The sequence below is a fragment of the Streptomyces sp. genome, assembly GCF_036524955.1.
Taxonomy (GTDB): domain Bacteria; phylum Actinomycetota; class Actinomycetes; order Streptomycetales; family Streptomycetaceae; genus Actinacidiphila.
In genome coordinates this window covers 1-15,867 of record NZ_DATDBG010000186.1, presented here as the reverse complement: position 1 = coordinate 15,867, position 15,867 = coordinate 1, and the positions used below count along the sequence as shown (strand labels likewise).

Below are 15,867 nucleotides of genomic sequence, written 5' to 3'. Positions count from 1 at the left end.
AGGGAGGCGGGAGCGGTGTAGCCGCTCCACAGGGCGGTGAGGGTCGGTCCACTCCTACTCCCCAGGCAGCCCGGAGCGCGCCCGGCTGGAGGCCAAGCTGAAAGAGCTGCCCGAGAACCCGGTCCAGCTGCCCTGCACCATCGGCGGTGAGCAGCGGACGGGCGGCGGCGAGGCATTCCATGTCGGGCTGATGCTGGCGATGGCGGTCCAGCCGGAGCCGGCGATCTGGGCGGGTTTTCCTGGGGTGCCGTCGAATTGTGTGGTGCTGGGGGTGGTGGTGCCGAGTTGGTCCATGAGTTGGCCGGCGGATGTGGTGGTGATGAGGTCGGGGGCTTCGTCGCCGCTGATGTCGCCGACGCTGATGATGAGGGGGTGGGTGGTGGTGAACTTGTAGAGGTTCCCGGTGGTGTTGTTGCGGGTCCACAGGGGGGCGATGCCGTTGTCGGCGGGGGTGTTGCCCGGGGTGATGACGGTGTGTCCGTCCCAGCCGCCGTTGCCGATGAGCTGCGGGTCGCCGAGGCGTCCGCTGGTGGCGGTGCCGGGGAAGAACCACAGCAGGTTCCCGGTCTCCTCGGTGACGAGGTCGGGGATGGTGTCGGCGTTCATGCCACCCGGGGCGATCAGTTGCCGCACCTTGGACCAGTCCGAGGCGTACGAGGTGCAGGTGGTGATGCTGGGTTCGCATATGGGTTGGTCGAAGGGGGTGCGGGCTGCGGTCGCGGCGACGGCACACGACCTGAGCTACGAAGTCGCGCTCTCGCACCCTGTGCGATATATCATCGGTGCTATGGACAGCGGGCGGTACTCGATCGAGATCGAGCCGGAGGTGCGGATGTGACTGGAGAACATTCCCGCCCATTACTACAAGCAGGCCGAGCGCGTCGCCGACCTGCTCGCCGAGCAGCCCACCACGCTCGACGAACCGCACTCCCGCCACCTGGGCGGCAAGCTCCGCGAGCTGCGATTCCGCCTCGGCGATGCCCACCAGCGCATCACCTACTGGCTCGCACCCGACCGTCGCGTCGTGCTGCTCACCGTGTTCCGCAAGACCAAGATGCGCGAGCAGGCCGAAGTGGACCGCGCTCACGCCGCCCAACGGCTGTGCGAAGCCGAACACCAGGCAGCCGCCGAGCACGACCTCTACAGCCGCGACCTCAAGGAGAACCGATGAATCACAGCGAATGGAGAACCCGCCGCCACCGCCAGCTGATCGGTGAACACCTCGACGCCGACCCCGAGTATGACCGCGTCTACGAAGAAGCCAGCCTGGCCATGACGCTGGGCAAGGCCGTCTACGACCGGCGCAAGCAACTCGGGCTGAGCGAGGCCGACCTGGCCGAGCGCCTGCACACCACCACCGACGAGATCGAAGGCATCGAGACCGCCACCGAACTGCCGCCCATCGCTGTCATCATGCGCCTGGCCCGAGCCCTGGACCTCACCGTCGACATGCACCTCACCCCTGGGGATGAGCCCACCGTCACCATCGTCACCCCGGCCGCCTGAACCCAGGAGGAGCCATGCATGACGCCTCCACAGCACTCGCCCGCGAGCTGGGCAGACTCATCCACGACCGGCGCACCGAGCTCGGGCTGTCCCAGGCCGAGCTGGCTGAGCGGTGCGGTATGAAACAGCCGCAGATCTCCCGCTTCGAAGCCGGCGGAACGGTGCCCACCCTCCCGATGCTGCGCCGCCTGGCCCGTGCCCTTGGAGCCGACTTGAGCATCAGTCTCACTCCGCACGACGAGGCCGCTTGACGTGGATCTCAAATCCCGAGAATTCCCTGAGTGGTCTAGACCGTTGATGGCAGTAGTGACGGCAACGCCGGTGGACTTCAGTGCGCATGCACGGACGTGGAATGACTGTCAAATCGGAGCCTGACCAGCGAGGTTGCAGCTGACGGCGACCCCGCCAGCACACGTACTATGTGCTGGCGGGCGAGGGTCGAGGTCTTCCCAGTTGGGTGGCGAACACCCCACAGGCCGGGCACGCCCGGGCAGTCTCGTCAGCGGTGACCAGGTGGACCCGGCGTCTGCCGTCGGCCAGCCGTTCGACCCGCACGACGGACTCCCCGTCGAGGTCAAGCAGCAACGTCGTATCGTTGAGCAAGCCCGTGGCTCCTGGTGATCGTTCTGCGTAGAGAACAGAAATGATCACTCAGGACCACGGGCCTCCTGCATCCGGGCCACCAACTCCATCACCGACCGTGACGGAGTGTCAGCCGCCCCACTGAGGCACACCGCTCAAGATCGAAGACCCAGCATTCCGGAGCTGGCCGAGCCGGGTGCCGATGATCACTGCGGCGTGCAGGGCCGTGACCCGGTGCTGGCTCGGGAGGTGCCGGAGTCGCTGCGCCGTCGCATCGACGGGGGCGAGGCGGCGGTGGAGACGATGCGCCGCAAGCGCAAGGTGCTGGTGCATGCCTTGCACGCTGCGGTGGAGCGGGGTGAGCTGGGCGGGCCGCCCTGGAAGCGTGGAGGTCAAGCTGTCCCGACGGCGAGCACGTTGCCCTCGCTGACGTACCCGTCGGGGTGGTTGAACGGGCTGCGAGGGTGGGCGGGCTCGCGCAGGGCGACCCAACTGGGGGAGGTCAGGCCGAGCTTCATTGCCTGCTCGGCGAGTTCGGCGAAGGCGGGACCGTAGTATGCGTGGACCTCCCCGGTGAAGGGGGCGAAGTGCTCGATGGAAACCGTTCGCTGGCGCACATTGCCGATGCCGGCCTTCCGCATCCATACGTACAACTCGCGGTTGCGCAGCACCTGCCGCAGGTATCCGGGTGACTTGGCGGCGGCACGGAAGAGGTCGGAGAAGAGGAACGGGTCTCCCGGCCGGACAGCGAAGGCATGGGCGTCGACGTCTTTGACGGCGATGAGGCCGCCGGGACGGGTGACCCGGCGCAACTCGGCGAGGCTGAAACGCAGTTCGTCATCGGTGAGGACCTGGACGGTGTTGGAGCACCAGACCGCGTCGAAGCTGCCGTCCTCATACGGCAGGCTGGTGATGTCCCCTTGGCGGACGTCGACCGGGCAGGCGAGGTGCGCCGACCGCACCCGGGCGGCGGCGCGGGCTGCGTGTTCGGGGGCCAGATCGACGGCCGAGACGCGCCCGTGCGGGCCGGCGAGTTCGGCGAGCCATGGCAGGAAGTGGCCGCCGCAGCACCCCGCGTCCAGGACGTGCATGCCTGGTTGGATGCCGACCTGGTTCAGCAGGCCGCGGTAGGGCTCCCGACAGGCGTCGAAGTGCGCGTCGACGATCGACTGGTGAGTGAAGGGCTGCCCCGTGGAGGCGGTGAATCCCCAGGCGGCGGGGGTGTGGGCGGTCGGCTGGGGGTCTTGGGTCAGCATGAGGTTTCCTGGAGGAGGCCGTGCAGGGCCTCGGCGACGGGCTCGGGGGTTTCCAGTGGCGGTAGGTGCCCTGCATCGGGGATGACGACGAGGCGCCCGTGGGGGAGGGCCGCGGCGGCGGCTCGCATCTCGTCCAGGTGGACCAGGTCGTCCTCCGCTCCGGCGATCACCGCGGAGGGGACGCGCGCCTCGTGCAGCACGGCCAGCGAGCAGGGGCGGTCCGCGATCGCGTGCAGCGCCCAGGCGAGCGAGGCAGGGTCGGTGGCCGACGCCGTCCTCCTGACCCGGGCGGTGACCGCGGGCCGGGTGGCGCGTGTCGTCCTGCCTGTCAGTGCGGGCACGAGGCGTGCCAGGAGTTCGGTCCAGGCACGGCCGTTGACACAGCGTGCGGCCGTCCACTCGCGGTGGACGCGGTCTGCGGGAGAGTCGGCGGTGGCGCGGCTGGCGAGCAGACCGAGGGCCGCCACGCGGTCGGGGTGGCGCCGCAGGACGTCCATGGCCACGTAGCCGCCCATGGACGAGCCGATGACGGCGGCGCGGTCGATGCCCTCGTCGTCCAGGAGCCGGGCCACGTCGTCGGCGAGCAGATCGATGGCGGGCTCGCGGTCACCGAGCGGCGTGCGGCCGAAGCCGCGTTGGTCCGGTACGAGCACGCGGTGACCCAGCCTGATCAACGCCCGGCGCTGGGCCTCCCACATGGACGAGTCTTGGAGCAAGGCGTGCAGCAGCACCACCGGCGGCCGTCCCGCCCCTGTCACCACGCCACCGCGTCGGCCGGCGCCGCGGCGTCGCCGAAGACGCCCGCCGCCGCCTCCGCCGCCCGCACCAGTCGCGCGACGTCGTCGGGGAGGGGGCGTGCCGTGCACCAGGCCAGCGCCACCGGCGCCGACGGCAGGTCGTGGACCGGCACGGCGGTGACACCCGGTGGCAGCACGTCGGCCAGCGATGCGAGGGAGAGGTGGACTGCCTCGCCTGCCGCGACCGCAGTAATCATATCGGCCACGTCGACAAGCGGGTGGGTACGCCGCAGGGAGCGGCCGGACGGCGTGGTGCGGGGCACGGCTTCGTCCCAGACGGCGGGAGGCATCACGCCGGGGCAGTCGAAGACGCCGTAGTCGGCCACCTCCTCGACGGAGACGGACTTCCGTGCGGCCAGCGGGTGGTCCGCAGCCACGAGTACGGCGCGCGGGTCATGGCCGACGGGGCGGCTGCGGCGCAGGTCGGGCTCGGCTTGGCCGAGCCCGAACTTGACCACCATCACGTCAAGACCCCCCGCACGCAGCTTCTGGAACGGATCGGCGACCTCGTGCTCCACCAGGCGGACCAGGTGTACGGGAAAACCGGCCCGCCGCAGCACAGCGCGCGGCAGGACCGGGGAACCGTGGTATCCGAGCCGGATGATGCCGACGGAGCGGGGGGCCGCGGCGGTGGCGTGCTGCAACGCGGTGTGTCCTTGGTCGGTACGAGCGAGAAGGGCTGAACGGAGCGGGGTGCGGCGGGCGGCCGAACCCCGCTCGCGGGGATCACTTGGCGAGGTGGCCGAAGAAGAGGCTTCCGGGCGCCTCAAGGTCCGGAGAGTAGAAGAACTCGCGCACCGCGCGGATGAATTCCTGGCGGCTGATGCTGCCGTCGCCGTCCGTGTCCAGCTCGGCGAACGTGTCCATCGCGTCGGGATCGGTGATGTTCCAGACGCCCAGAAACTGCTTGAACTCGGCCTTGCTGATGGTGTTGTCGCCGTCGGTGTCCATGATGTCGAAGATGGCGTGCGGAACCCCCTCGACCATGTTGAAGCGGCTGGTGTCCACGCTCGCCGCGCGGCTGGCGAAGTGGTACTGCTCCTTGGAGAGGCGGTTGACGCCGTCCGCGTGGCGCAGCAGCTCGGCCCACTGCATCTGGTACGCGATCAGCAGCGCCTGCGCCCGGCGGTCGCTCTTGTCGATCTTGTAGCCGGTGAGGTAGCGGTCGACGAGCCGCTGGTAGTCGCTCCAGTCGACGTACCCGTCGCTGTCGGTGTCGGTGGCGCTGAACAACTGGTCCAGTTTGATGCTGATCGGGTCGCTCGTGGCTGTAGCCATGTTGTCCCTGTCTACGGTCGTTTCCTGAGATTCCCGCCAGCGGTTGCCGGCGGCACGGGGAAGTTTAGTAGCGGATATCTGCGACACGCGGAGCCTGGCTCAAGGGGACGCCTTCTTCACTCCAACGGGCGAATTCAACTGGATTGCAGAATCGTTACTCTATTTCTTCGTTCCGGAAAGTACGTGCTCGTTGGTTTGGGATACGGCCGTTGCTGCACTATCGAGTGACGCGGCCCGGGGGGCGCCGCAGCCGCCCGCCGACTTGCACTGCCGCGCCAATGTGGCCAAAGGTGTCCACCGGCGCGCGCCGACAGTTGCTCGGAGGCGGGTGCGTGGCTACACCTTCTCCGTGACGCTCCCGAGGTATTGCGTCGCGTCCTTCGAGGGCCGGGGCCGCACCTTCACCGAGACGGAACGGAGATGGGAATATCAAATGACCGCGAGACCGGACTTCTGTGTCGTGTCGGGGCCGGATCATGCCGGGAAGTCGTCCGCGCTGCGTGAACTGATCGCGGGTGGCCTGGCGCTGCCGATCGTCTCGGTGGATCGGACGCATCTGGGGCCTGGGCATCTGCTGTTGGAGCGGCTGCACGGCGCCATTGTCGCGGACGTCGGAACGGCGCTTGGGCAGGCGTTTTCGCCGGATTTCCTTACGGCGCTTTCGCAGACATTGGTCATCCATATGCGTGACCGTATCCAGCGGATGAGCGGGCGGCCGATTCTGGTGGATTCCTATTACTACAAGACGCTGACTAAATGCCGTATGGCTGGAGCCGCAAAAAATCCCATGTTCGACTGGTGGCGCTCTTTCCCGCAGCCGCGTCGCGTCATTTATCTGGACGTCGCTCCCGCGACCGCCTGGGACCGGGCCCGACGGGAGAACTCCGCCCATCCGCTGGAGTGTTACGGAAACGATGTCGGCCAGGAAGGTTTCGAAACCTACCAACGGGACCTGGGGAAACTCATCCGGGAAGAGATCGCTCACCTGCCGGTCACCGTCATCGGGGAGCAGCGAAGCGCGGGTCACACTGCCCGGGCCATCCGAGAGGTACTTGACGATGAATACGCATGACGCGGCGTCGGCCGCCGGGAATGCCTGGGAGGGTCCCGAACGCCTCCAGCGTTACCGGCACAGGGTGTTCGCCGAACGGGACGGTCTCCGTAGGGCCTGCGCGGACCTTGCCGGGCACCGCGACCGGGTCCTCGAAGACCTTCTCACGTTCAACGCCGGGACGGAGTTCGGCAGGAAGCACCGGTTCGAAGCGCTCCAGGGCATCGACGACTTCCGCAAGGCGGTCCCGATCCACAGCTACGCCGACCTCGCCCCGCTCATCGAGCGCATGGCGGCGGGCGAGAGCCGGGTACTCAGCGCCGATGATCCGGCCGTTTACTTCACCAGCAGCGGCAGTACCGGCGACCACAAGAAGATCCCGGTGACGCCCCGGTTCGTGCGCACTGTCTTCATGCCGTTCTACTACGCCATGTGGGCTCCGATGGCCGAGCACTTCTGGCAGGTGGTGGCCGACCCGCGGGCCGTGCTCAACCTCAAGCAGGACCCGCTGACGGCCCCCCGGACCACAGGCTCCGGTCGTCCCCATCTGGGCGCCAGCCAGGTCGACTTCGGCAACCGATTCGGGGAACCGCTTGCGGCCGAACCGGGCACGGCGGCCCCCTGGTCGGCGCTCCCGGCGTGGATCGGCGAGGACGAACACCTGGAGCGGGTCTATGCGCGGCTGCGCCTCGCCGTCGAGCACCGCGGGTTGCGCGGCATCGTCACCTTCAACCCCGCGATGGTGGCGGCGCTCCCCTACCAGCTGCGCCTGTGGTGGGAGCGGATTGTCCGGGACATCCGCGACGGCACCGTCGCCGGGCACCCGCACGGCTCGCCCAACCCGGATCGCGCCGCGGAATTGGAGCGCGTCGCCGGGTACGTCGGTGACCGGGTGCGGCCGGCCCATGTGTGGCCTGGCATGCGGGTCGTCCTCACCTGGACGACCGGTGTGGCCTCGCTCTACCTGCCACGGCTGCGCGAGGAGTTCGGCGCGGACGCGACCGTGCTGCCCGGTCCGGTGGCCCAGTCCGAGGGCCCGGTGGGGGTGGCGCTTGATCGGCATCCCACGGCCGGCAGCCTGGTTCTCACCGCGGCCGTGCACGAGTTCGTGGACGCGGCGGAGGACCTGCGCCCGGACTCCCGGACACTGCTGGCGCATGAGGTGGAGGCCGGGCGCGAATACCACGTGATCTTCAGCCACGTGGGCGGCCTCTACCGGTACACCGGCGGCGACATCGTCCGGGTCGTCGACCACGCCCACGGTGTGCCGCGGGTGGAGTACGCCGGCCGCAGCACGCTCAGTGACGCTGTCGGGGAGCGGCTGCGTGAGGGCCAGGTCGTCCGGGCGCTGTCCGCCGCGCTGGCCGGCCTCGGACTCGAGGTGGGCAACGCGGCCTGCCGGGTGAGTCAGCCGCACGACAGCCCGGCCGGCTACACCTTCGCCGTGCAGCCGCGCACCCCGTGGAGCCAGGACGAGACAGACCGCCTCACCGGCCTGCTCGACACGGCGCTGTGCCACGAGTCGCCTGGTTACGCAGACGCGCGCCGCCGCGGCCGGCTCGGAACGCCCGAGCTGCTGCGGCTGCCTGCCGACTCCTTCCAGCGCGACTGGATCGAAGCAGTGCGCAGCGGAATCCGCCCCACCCAGGTCAAGGACCGCCTCTTCCGTCAGGACCCCGTGCTCTGACAGCGGCTGACCGGCCAGGTGCCGGCAACCCCGGACCGTACCCGCGAAGCCCGACAGACACCCGAAGACCAGAACCGAGGAGAACAGGCATGACCGCGACCCGCCTCGACGCCGTCGAACGCACAGCGCTGCTCACCGCGGCACTGCGGGCTGCGGAGACCCGCCGACCCAACCGGCTCTACGAGGACCCCTTCGCGCAGCGGCTGGCAGGCGAACTCGGCCCGCAGCTGCTGGAGGAGGTGCTCCGGGTGACTTTCCCGCAGAGTCGGCCCAGGACCGTGCCCAGCACACCGGACTACAACGCGATCCGCACCCGGTTCTTCGACGAGCTTCTCCAGGAGGCCGCGCAGGACCAGGCCATGACGCAGATCGTCCTCGCGCCCTCCGGCATGGACTCACGCGCCTACCGGTTGCCCTGGCCCGACCACATCCGGTACTTCGAGGTGGACCGGCCGGTCGTCCTGGAGCACAAGGCCATGCGGCTCGCTGGCGAACGGCCCCGGGTCGACCACCGCACTGTGCCTGTCGACCTGGTCACCCAAACCTGGGAGGACTCTCTCAAGGAGGCCGGGTACGACCCCAGTGCCCCATCGACGTGGCTGCTGGAGGGACTGCTGTACTACATCCCGGAGAGTGACGGCCGCCGCATGCTGGACCGGGTGGCGGCCATGATGGCGCCCGGCAGCCGGATCGCCGCCGACATCGTCAGCGCCACCGCGCTGGCCGTGCCCGACATGCGGCCGCTGCTCGATGTGTTCGCCGGGTGGGGCTGCCCCTGGGTGTTCGGCAGCGACGACCCGGTGGCCCTCTTCGCCGAGCACGGCTTCCACACCCGCGCGGTGCAGCCAGGTACCGGGCAGACCCTCGCCTACAGCCGCTGGGCCGATCCGGTGCCCGAGCCCGGACAGCTGGGCGTACGGCGGTTCTTCTACGTCCACGGGGAACGCGTCTGATATGCCCACCGCTGTCATCGCCGGCGGCAGCGTCGCGGGGCTCGCCACAGCACTCGCGCTCGGCACCGCCGGGTACCGCGTCCTCGTCCTGGAGCGCGACCCGGCGCCGCCCGAAGGCGATCTCGCACAGACTGCCGAGACGTGGCACCGGCCCTCCGCGCCCCAGGCGTCCCACTCGCACAACCTGACCGGCCTTGGCGTGCGGACCCTGTCGGCACACGCACCGCAGGTCCTGGACGCGGTGCTCGCCGTCGGGGCGGAGCTGCTCGACCTCACGGCCGCCATGCCCGCCGGCGCCAGCCACCGCGACCGGCGGGCGGGCGACGAGGAACTGGTGGCCCTCGGCTGCCGCCGGACCACACTGGAGCTCGCGCTGTACCGGGCCGTGCGGGATGTGCCGGGTGTCGACATCCGGCACCGGACCGTGGTGCGGGGCCTGTTACTCGACGACCGCGCCCGGGCCACCGGAATCGTGGCCGACGACGGCCGGAGTCTGGCCGCCGACGCCGTCATCGACGCCACCGGACGCCGCTGCGCCTCAAGGAACTGGTTGAAGGCGGCGGGCGTTCCGACCGCCGAGGACCGCCTCCACCCATCAGGGCTCGCCGTCTACACCCGCTTCTACCGGCGTCGTCGGAGCGGCGGCCGGCCCGGGCCGCTGAACCGGGGCAACGCGGCAGGCGGCATCTGGGACCACTACGCCGGCTTCGTCCACCTCGGCGACGACGCCACCCACTCCGTGGTCCTCACCGCTCTCCCGGGCGACCCGGTCGCCCAGGCATTGCGTCACACCGCGGTGTTCACCGCCGCCGCGCGGGCCACCCCGTGGCTCGCCGCGTGGGCCGACGCGGGAGAGCCGCTGACACCGGTGCGCGCCCTCAGCTGCCCGCCCACCGTGCTGCGCGGCGCGGCCACGGGCGGTCCGGCCGCGATCGCCGGGCTGTACCACGTAGGCGACGCCGCGTGCGTGACCAACCCGCTCTTCGGTCGCGGTATGTCCCTGGCTCTCGCGCACGCCTTCGCGCTCGGTGGCCTGCTGGCTGAGCGGTTCCCCGACGATCCAGGGCTGGGTTCGGCCGCGGCCCGCTGCACGCTCCGGCTCATGAAGCCCTGGTACGAGCACTCGGTCCGGGCCGACAACGAACGCTCCGCCCACTGGCGCGTGTCGGCCGCGCCGCCCGCCGTGTCACGCGGCCCCGCGCGGCAGCTCGTGCCCGCCCAGGCGGGCACTGCCCAACGGGACGGCCTGGTCTGGCGCGACCTCATGCGCATGTTGATGACGCTGGCTCCGCACGACGAAGATCGCAGCGGGCCGTTGTGGCACTCGCGCCCGCACACACCGGGGACACAGGAGCCGCCCGCTCCCACCCGGCACAGCTTCGCACAGTTGCTCACCGCGGCGGGAGGAGGCTGACGCCGATGCCCGGACCCGCAGCGCACGCCGCAACGAAGCCCGCGGCGGACCGCCCCGGCCGCGTCCTGCTCGCGCCTGTGACGATCACGCCGACCAAGCCGTTGACGCCCAGCCACCTGAAGTTCCTGCTGTGGAGCGACGTGATGTACCGCGCCACGGCCCTGCTCACCGAGTGCGCCTACCGCTACAGCCACACCACCTACCACCTCACCGAGCAGACGCTCGGCTTCTGGGCGTACCTCGACCACACCCGGGGCGACAGCGACTACGAGGACCTCAGCGAGGAGCAGATCGGCGAACTCTACGTCGCCTACCGTCAAGACCCGCACCGCCCCACCGCCGACGAGTTGCGCCCTTACGCCGACGCCGTCGAGCACCAGGGATGGGTGCACCCCGTCAGCGTCCGGGTGCTGCGGTGGTGGACCGCGCACTTCTCCCGGCTGGGCCTCCACGACCCCGGACTGCTGGCCCACCAGCCGCCCGGCATGGACCTGGACGAGGTCCTCGAACACCTCGGCGCGCTCGATGTCCTTCTTGACCTGCGTGGCCATGGCGGTCCTGTCTATCTGGACCTCACACGCTGGGGGCTGCCGCTGCGCCCCATCGTCGGCGCGGACGGCCGGCCCAACTACCTGGCTTGCGCGCTACGGGAACTACTGCCCCTGGCCCCGGAGTACGACGAGGTCGTCCTGGTGTACGACCCTGAGCTCGGGCCCGACTACCGGCTCCTGGAACGGACACTGGCTATCGCCGGCGCGGGCACGCGCCGGTTCGCCATCGGCCGGGTGCCGATCGACGGCGTGGTCCGGTCCGCCCGGCAGGGCGGCTGGCAGGGGCACGCGGCCGACGCCCTGTTGGCCGCGGCCGACGGCCACGAACCGGAGGCCGTCCGGCTGGGCATGCGCCTGTACTTCATCGCCGTTCTCGGTCCCGGCACCCAACAGTCCTTCCGCCACGACCTGTTGGAGCAGTGCCTGCGCCGCGCCGCGCGCCTGCTGGCGACCGCATCCGATGGCCTGACCAGGGAGGAGATGGCGACGGAGATCGGCCGGCACCGACGAGACCATCTGTTCGTCCACCCGTATCGGCTGACCTCCGCGCTGCTGGCCCGGCGCCGGCCCGCGCCGCCCGCCACGTCCCTGCTGCGGGAGGTGTACCTGTGACCGCCGCCCAGCAGCGCCTGCTGGCCGACGTCGCTGCCCGGGTCCGCCGAGCCCGGCCCGACCTGGCCGCCCATTTCCCCCTCGACACCGCCGAGGACCTGGACCGCATCAAGGAGGCGGTGCTGGCAGAGCCGGACGCCACGGCGGCGGTGTGCGTGCTCGGCCGGATCGACCTCGCCGCCTGGACCGCCGGGACGTGCGCGTTCGCCCTCGCGCTGCCCGCAGAGGCGGCCTCGCGGTGGCGCCGGTCCTTCACCCGTACCGTCTACCTGGCGGGCTCCCCCGCCCGGCTCGCGGACCGCTTCGCCTTCGCCCACACCGCTGGCGACTGCGCCTGGGCGCTGCCCGCGCCGCCGGAGGCGTACCTCGGGCTGCGCCGGCTGCTGAAGGCCCTGGACGCGCCCGGGCCCCTCCCAGCCGCGGCGCCGGTCACCGTGGAGGTGCCCGCCGTCACCGAACGGACCCGCCGGACGCCGGTCCACCGGGAGCTCTACGTCGCCACGGCCGGGGTGCCGGTCTCCGGAGTGCTCGTCCACCTGGGCCACCTCCTTGCCGAGGCTGTCTTCGACGAGCTCGTCCTGGGCACGGACACCCTGACGCTGCGACAACTACCCCAGCTCCCCGTGGGCTCGTTCGCTGCGCTGCGAGTCGATGCCGACAGCACGGCCGAACGCGGACGCGGCCGACTGCGGCTGTGGGCGGCCCTGACCGCACCTCTGCCTTCACCACCCTCCGGGGCCGGCCATCGCTGCGCCGTCCCGTCACAACCCCGAGAAGAACGGAACGCCAACCCATGCTGACCCAGCACCCCCACACCCCCGCCGAGGTGGGCACCCTCTACAACCGTTACACCGACGTCTACACCCGCGCCCTGGGCGGCAACATCCACCTCGGCTACTGGGAGAACGCCGCAGACGCCAGCTCCGTTGAGCAGGCCACAGACCGGCTCACCGACATGGTGGCCGAGCGCCTCCAACCGGCGGACGGCCAGCGCATTCTGGACATCGGCTGCGGCCACGGCAGCCCCGCCCTGCGCATCGCCGCCCATCACCCGGTCGAGATCACCGGAATCAGCGTCAGCGAATACCAGGTCGGTCTGGCCAACAGCCGCTCCCAGCACGCTGAACCGCCCGGTCGCGCCGCATTCCACCTCGCCGACGCCATGGAACTGCCCTTCCCGAACGACTCCTTCGACGGCGCTTACGCCATCGAGTCGTTCATCCACATGAAGGACCGCAAGGCAGCGATGTCCCATGCGGCCCGCGTCCTGCGCCCAGGAGGGCGGCTCGTGATGGCCGACATCTACCTGGAGGGGGAACTCGAAGGCGAGTCGGCCACGCTCCTGGCCGACTCCTACGACTTCTTCAAACTGTCGCTGACCCCCGACTGCTACCGGGGACTCGCCGAGGGTGCGGGCCTCCAGGTCGTCGACTTCACCGACGTCAGTGAGAACGCACGCCGATCCTACGATGCCCTGGCCGCCACCTGGCGCGCCGCGGCGCAGGAGGAGGACGACGAGACCGCCGCTGAGTGGAACAGGGCGGCGGACCTCACGGAGCGTTTCGGCCGCGTCCCGCAGATCCGTTACGGCCTCCTGACCGCGGTACGCCCCTGAACGTCGCTGCACGACGCGGAACTGGGAGGACGTCCGGGGTGGCCTCCATTGCTCTGGCGCTGCCTTGTGCTGAACGCCAAACCCGGGGGCGGGTTGACCAACCATCCCGCCGCTCTCGCGATAGATCATCCTCACGGTGAACCGCTCCGGGTTCGGTGCAGAGCGCGCTGAACCTTGGAAGGATGCGCTCATGTCGGCGCAGAGGAAGTATCCAGCGGAGCTGATCGAGCGCGCCGTGCGGATGGCCGCCGAGAAACAGAGGCAGACCCCGGGCGGCCGGTAATCATCCGGGAGGTCGGGGACCTGCTCGGGATCCACCCCGAGGCCCTGCGGCGCTGGGTGAAGAAAGCCCGGGCCCAGGCCGCTGCGGACGCTGTGGCGGCAAAGCTGGAGCGTGAGCGGATCCGGGAACTGGGGAAGGAGGTCGCCGAGCTGCGGCGGGCGAATGAATCCTCAAGGTCGCCGCGGCGGATTCAACCGCGACCGGTGGCACGTTCGGTGACTTCGCCGGGCAGGTCAAGCAGATCAAGCTGTGGGCCACCGCCCCCGGGGACAGCGCCTCCACCGCGAGTGTGATCGCGCAGTACGCGTGCGACACCGCCGGGCGCGTGGCGACCCAGACCGACCCGGGCGAGCTGCCGTGGACCTTCACCTACGGCAACGTCGGCTCCGGGCCGGTCGCCGGTGACGGCATGCTGCTGTCCGCCTCCCACCCGACCCTGACCCAGGGCTCCAACACACAGACCGACGGCGGCACCGCGACCACCAGCATCGTCTACAAGGTCCCGGCGCCGGTTGCAAAGCAGGTTTCGGTCGGTAGCCGCAGCCGCCGATGCTTCCGCTCACGGCCGCTCGGAAGGGGACCGGGCGGCCGTGAGCGGTCCGGACCGGGCTGCTGGCGGCCGGGGAGAGCCGGGGCGGTTGCCGTACTTTCGTGCCGACAGACACGTCAGAGGCCCTACCGGACCTCTCCGGTAGGGCCTCTGACCTGGGTCGGGGTGGCGGGCTTTGAACCCACGGGGCCTCTTCGTCCCGAATGACGTCCGGGGCGTGGCCTGGCCTGCGAGGATCGGGAAACCGCAGGCCAGGGGGTGAGTGGGGGGTCTGACATGGTCTCGGGAGGCCTCTTTTCCATGATCGTCTCCCAAATTCTCCCAGAGATCCGGGCTCTGACCTGCCCGACAGCGCTGCCCACGGAGGCGCGTCGTGACGGTTCACGCCGGGCGATCTGGGCGCCGAGCGTCAGAGCTTCACGACCACCACGCGGTCCCCGCAGAGCTGCCGCATGTCGTCCTCGTCCGAGGTGAAGATCGTGACCCGGCCGGGCTGTCGCAGGGCTACAGCGGCCAGGGCGGCGTCGATCGCGTACTTGTGGCCATGCAGCCCGGCGTCCTGGAGGAGGTCGATGGCGTCATTGGCAATCTGTTCGGTCACCGGTTCCACGCGCAGGCGCGACAGTGCCCACCGCCACGCCGGCCGGTGGAGCTTGACGTGATAGGCCTCGACAAGTGTCATCGACGTCGTGGCCACGGGGATGTCCGAGCGGTCGGCGTCCTTGAGGCGCAAACCCATGCGGCGGTCGCCGCGTACCCACTGCGACAGTCCTTCGCTGTCAAGCAGGTAGACCTGTCCGTCGCTCACGCGGCTTCTCCGGACGGCTTGGCCGCTTTCCGCGCTCGCTCTTCGCGCTCGGCGTGGGCTCGCTCGATGTCTCTGCGTTCAGCCTCTGCCTCCGCCAGTTCCTCTGCCGTGACGGGACCGTATGCGGACTCCCACCAGTCGACGGCCGCGTGCAACCGCTCCCGCTCACGCTGGCGCTCTACTGCCTGTGTGACGTAGCGGCTGAAACCGCCGGAGCCGACCTCGGAGCGGATCTCCTCGGCAAGCTCCTCTGGCAAGGTCACGGTGTACTTCTTGGTTGCCATACCATCGACCATACCGTTCGGGCGGCCCGTTCGCCAGCATGAGTGGACATGCCTCGGGCGAGAGAAGCCCACCAGGTGCCAGGAGGCGGCTCCCGGGCGGGTCAGTCCAACCAGACCATCCCTGGTCCTGGTCGACGAGGCCGACAGCGAACTTGTCTACACCGACGACCCGTTCGTCTCCGCCCCTTCAAGTACCCGGGCTGACGGGCCGCACAATGTACTGCCAGACGTTCTCCAAGAGCTACCCCATGACCGGCTGGCGGCTCGGGTGTCTACGCAGGCCCCAGGAGGTCATCGCGGACCGCCGCACGCGTGTACGCCACCGTCAACGGCTCGGTCAACTTCGCAGTGCAGCGGGCCGCGCTGACCGCACTGCGTACCGGGGACGGAGGCATCCGCCGCATGCGCCGCGCCTGCCGCACGCGCCGCGACCTCGTGATCGACGAGCTCTCGCAGATACGTGGTCCGTGCGTCGACACCCACAGGCGCGTTCTGCGCCTTTCCCTTCTACGACGCCGACATCCCGTCCGCCGGATTGGTGCGGCACCTGGGGGAGCACGAGGTCGGGGTCCGCCCCGGAAGCGAGTTCGGTGCGGCGGGCGAAGGGCAGGTGCGTACGCGGCCGCTCCGACGGACATTG

18 protein-coding genes and 1 pseudogene are annotated in these 15,867 nt (G+C 70.1%); 12 read left to right on the top strand and 7 right to left on the bottom strand.

Translation table 11 applies throughout. The annotated features are described in order from the left end of the window. Positions 1–54: 54 nt before the first annotated feature. A complete protein-coding gene (locus VIW71_RS15420; RefSeq protein WP_331622842.1) occupies positions 55–606 on the bottom strand; it encodes a hypothetical protein in 552 nt (183 codons plus the stop codon). A 28-nt stretch (positions 607–634) separates the two neighbouring features. Here VIW71_RS15420 and VIW71_RS15415 point away from each other — a divergent pair, with 28 nt between their 5' ends. From VIW71_RS15415 to VIW71_RS15400, 4 genes and pseudogenes are all read left to right on the top strand, one after another. Continuing rightward, positions 635–838 carry a hypothetical protein gene (locus tag VIW71_RS15415; RefSeq protein WP_331622841.1) on the top strand — a complete coding sequence of 68 codons (204 nt, stop codon included), beginning with the start codon at positions 635–637 and terminating at the stop codon, positions 836–838. After that, positions 839–1,171, top strand: a complete 333-nt coding sequence (locus VIW71_RS15410) for a type II toxin-antitoxin system RelE/ParE family toxin (RefSeq protein ID WP_331622843.1) — start codon at positions 839–841, stop codon at positions 1,169–1,171. Then, positions 1,168–1,506 (top strand): helix-turn-helix domain-containing protein, encoded by a 339-nt coding sequence (locus tag VIW71_RS15405; protein ID WP_331622840.1) that lies wholly within the window; start codon positions 1,168–1,170, stop codon positions 1,504–1,506. The genes VIW71_RS15410 and VIW71_RS15405 overlap by 4 nt, the downstream gene beginning before the upstream one ends. Positions 1,507–1,541: 35 nt before the next feature. Further along, a pseudogene (locus VIW71_RS15400) lies at positions 1,542–1,757 on the top strand (helix-turn-helix domain-containing protein); the annotation flags it as partial. 723 nt (positions 1,758–2,480) lie between these two features. On the opposite strand, the gene VIW71_RS15395 reads toward VIW71_RS15400, so the two are convergent. The 4 genes from VIW71_RS15395 to VIW71_RS15380 form a co-directional block, all read right to left on the bottom strand. Further along, the gene (locus VIW71_RS15395; protein ID WP_331622839.1) at positions 2,481–3,344 is read right to left on the bottom strand and encodes a class I SAM-dependent methyltransferase; all 864 of its coding nucleotides are present in this window, start codon (positions 3,342–3,344) and stop codon (positions 2,481–2,483) included. After that, positions 3,338–4,102: an alpha/beta fold hydrolase gene (locus VIW71_RS15390; protein ID WP_331622838.1), complete on the bottom strand. Its 765-nt coding sequence runs from the start codon at positions 4,100–4,102 to the stop codon at positions 3,338–3,340. The genes VIW71_RS15395 and VIW71_RS15390 overlap by 7 nt, the downstream gene beginning before the upstream one ends. Continuing rightward, positions 4,099–4,785: a LysR substrate-binding domain-containing protein gene (locus tag VIW71_RS15385; protein ID WP_331622837.1), complete on the bottom strand. Its 687-nt coding sequence runs from the start codon at positions 4,783–4,785 to the stop codon at positions 4,099–4,101. The genes VIW71_RS15390 and VIW71_RS15385 overlap by 4 nt, the downstream gene beginning before the upstream one ends. A gap of 82 nt (positions 4,786–4,867) precedes the next feature. Next, positions 4,868–5,419 (bottom strand): EF-hand domain-containing protein, encoded by a 552-nt coding sequence (locus VIW71_RS15380; protein ID WP_331622836.1) that lies wholly within the window; start codon positions 5,417–5,419, stop codon positions 4,868–4,870. A 328-nt stretch (positions 5,420–5,747) separates the two neighbouring features. Here VIW71_RS15380 and VIW71_RS15375 point away from each other — a divergent pair, with 328 nt between their 5' ends. From VIW71_RS15375 to VIW71_RS26580, 8 genes are all read left to right on the top strand, one after another. Continuing rightward, positions 5,748–6,491: a hypothetical protein gene (locus VIW71_RS15375; protein ID WP_331622835.1), complete on the top strand. Its 744-nt coding sequence runs from the start codon at positions 5,748–5,750 to the stop codon at positions 6,489–6,491. Then, the gene (locus VIW71_RS15370; RefSeq protein WP_331622834.1) at positions 6,478–8,157 is read left to right on the top strand and encodes a GH3 auxin-responsive promoter family protein; all 1,680 of its coding nucleotides are present in this window, start codon (positions 6,478–6,480) and stop codon (positions 8,155–8,157) included. Before VIW71_RS15375 ends, VIW71_RS15370 begins: the two co-directional genes overlap by 14 nt. Before the next feature lie 89 nt (positions 8,158–8,246). Continuing rightward, positions 8,247–9,110, top strand: coding sequence for a class I SAM-dependent methyltransferase (locus VIW71_RS15365; protein ID WP_331622833.1), 864 nt, complete (start codon positions 8,247–8,249; stop codon positions 9,108–9,110). Position 9,111: 1 nt separating this feature from the next. Beyond that, positions 9,112–10,524: an FAD-dependent oxidoreductase gene (locus VIW71_RS15360; protein WP_331622832.1), complete on the top strand. Its 1,413-nt coding sequence runs from the start codon at positions 9,112–9,114 to the stop codon at positions 10,522–10,524. A gap of 5 nt (positions 10,525–10,529) precedes the next feature. Next, positions 10,530–11,687 carry a hypothetical protein gene (locus VIW71_RS15355; RefSeq protein WP_331622831.1) on the top strand — a complete coding sequence of 386 codons (1,158 nt, stop codon included), beginning with the start codon at positions 10,530–10,532 and terminating at the stop codon, positions 11,685–11,687. Beyond that, positions 11,684–12,487 (top strand): DUF6182 family protein, encoded by an 804-nt coding sequence (locus VIW71_RS15350; RefSeq protein WP_331622830.1) that lies wholly within the window; start codon positions 11,684–11,686, stop codon positions 12,485–12,487. The genes VIW71_RS15355 and VIW71_RS15350 overlap by 4 nt, the downstream gene beginning before the upstream one ends. Further along, on the top strand, positions 12,481–13,302 hold the full coding sequence (locus tag VIW71_RS15345; protein ID WP_331622829.1) for an SAM-dependent methyltransferase: 822 nt from the start codon (positions 12,481–12,483) through the stop codon (positions 13,300–13,302). Before VIW71_RS15350 ends, VIW71_RS15345 begins: the two co-directional genes overlap by 7 nt. 282 nt (positions 13,303–13,584) lie before the next feature. Continuing rightward, a complete protein-coding gene (locus tag VIW71_RS26580; protein WP_414720753.1) occupies positions 13,585–13,878 on the top strand; it encodes a transposase in 294 nt (97 codons plus the stop codon). A gap of 666 nt (positions 13,879–14,544) precedes the next feature. On the opposite strand, the gene VIW71_RS15340 is transcribed toward VIW71_RS26580, so the two are convergent. Together VIW71_RS15340 and VIW71_RS15335 are read right to left on the bottom strand one after the other, a co-directional pair. Then, positions 14,545–14,943, bottom strand: a complete 399-nt coding sequence (locus tag VIW71_RS15340; protein ID WP_331622828.1) for a PIN domain-containing protein — start codon at positions 14,941–14,943, stop codon at positions 14,545–14,547. Next, entirely contained in the window at positions 14,940–15,227 is a 288-nt protein-coding gene (locus VIW71_RS15335; protein ID WP_331622827.1) for a hypothetical protein, read from the bottom strand. The genes VIW71_RS15340 and VIW71_RS15335 overlap by 4 nt, the downstream gene beginning before the upstream one ends. Positions 15,228–15,867 lie beyond the last annotated feature (640 nt).

Bases quoted from the DNA above. Each gene is read 5' to 3' on its own strand.
- VIW71_RS15420 (WP_331622842.1), bottom strand. From the start codon at position 606: ATGAACGCCGACACCATCCCCGACCTCGTCACCGAGGAGACCGGGAAC.
- VIW71_RS15405 (WP_331622840.1), top strand. From the start codon at position 1,168: ATGAATCACAGCGAATGGAGAACCCGCCGCCACCGCCAGCTGATCGGT.
- VIW71_RS15395 (WP_331622839.1), bottom strand. From the start codon at position 3,344: ATGCTGACCCAAGACCCCCAGCCGACCGCCCACACCCCCGCCGCCTGG.
- VIW71_RS15380 (WP_331622836.1), bottom strand. From the start codon at position 5,419: ATGGCTACAGCCACGAGCGACCCGATCAGCATCAAACTGGACCAGTTG.
- VIW71_RS15370 (WP_331622834.1), top strand. From the start codon at position 6,478: ATGAATACGCATGACGCGGCGTCGGCCGCCGGGAATGCCTGGGAGGGT.
- VIW71_RS15365 (WP_331622833.1), top strand. From the start codon at position 8,247: ATGACCGCGACCCGCCTCGACGCCGTCGAACGCACAGCGCTGCTCACC.
- VIW71_RS15360 (WP_331622832.1), top strand. From the start codon at position 9,112: ATGCCCACCGCTGTCATCGCCGGCGGCAGCGTCGCGGGGCTCGCCACA.
- VIW71_RS15355 (WP_331622831.1), top strand. From the start codon at position 10,530: ATGCCCGGACCCGCAGCGCACGCCGCAACGAAGCCCGCGGCGGACCGC.
- VIW71_RS15345 (WP_331622829.1), top strand. From the start codon at position 12,481: ATGCTGACCCAGCACCCCCACACCCCCGCCGAGGTGGGCACCCTCTAC.
- VIW71_RS15335 (WP_331622827.1), bottom strand. From the start codon at position 15,227: ATGGCAACCAAGAAGTACACCGTGACCTTGCCAGAGGAGCTTGCCGAG.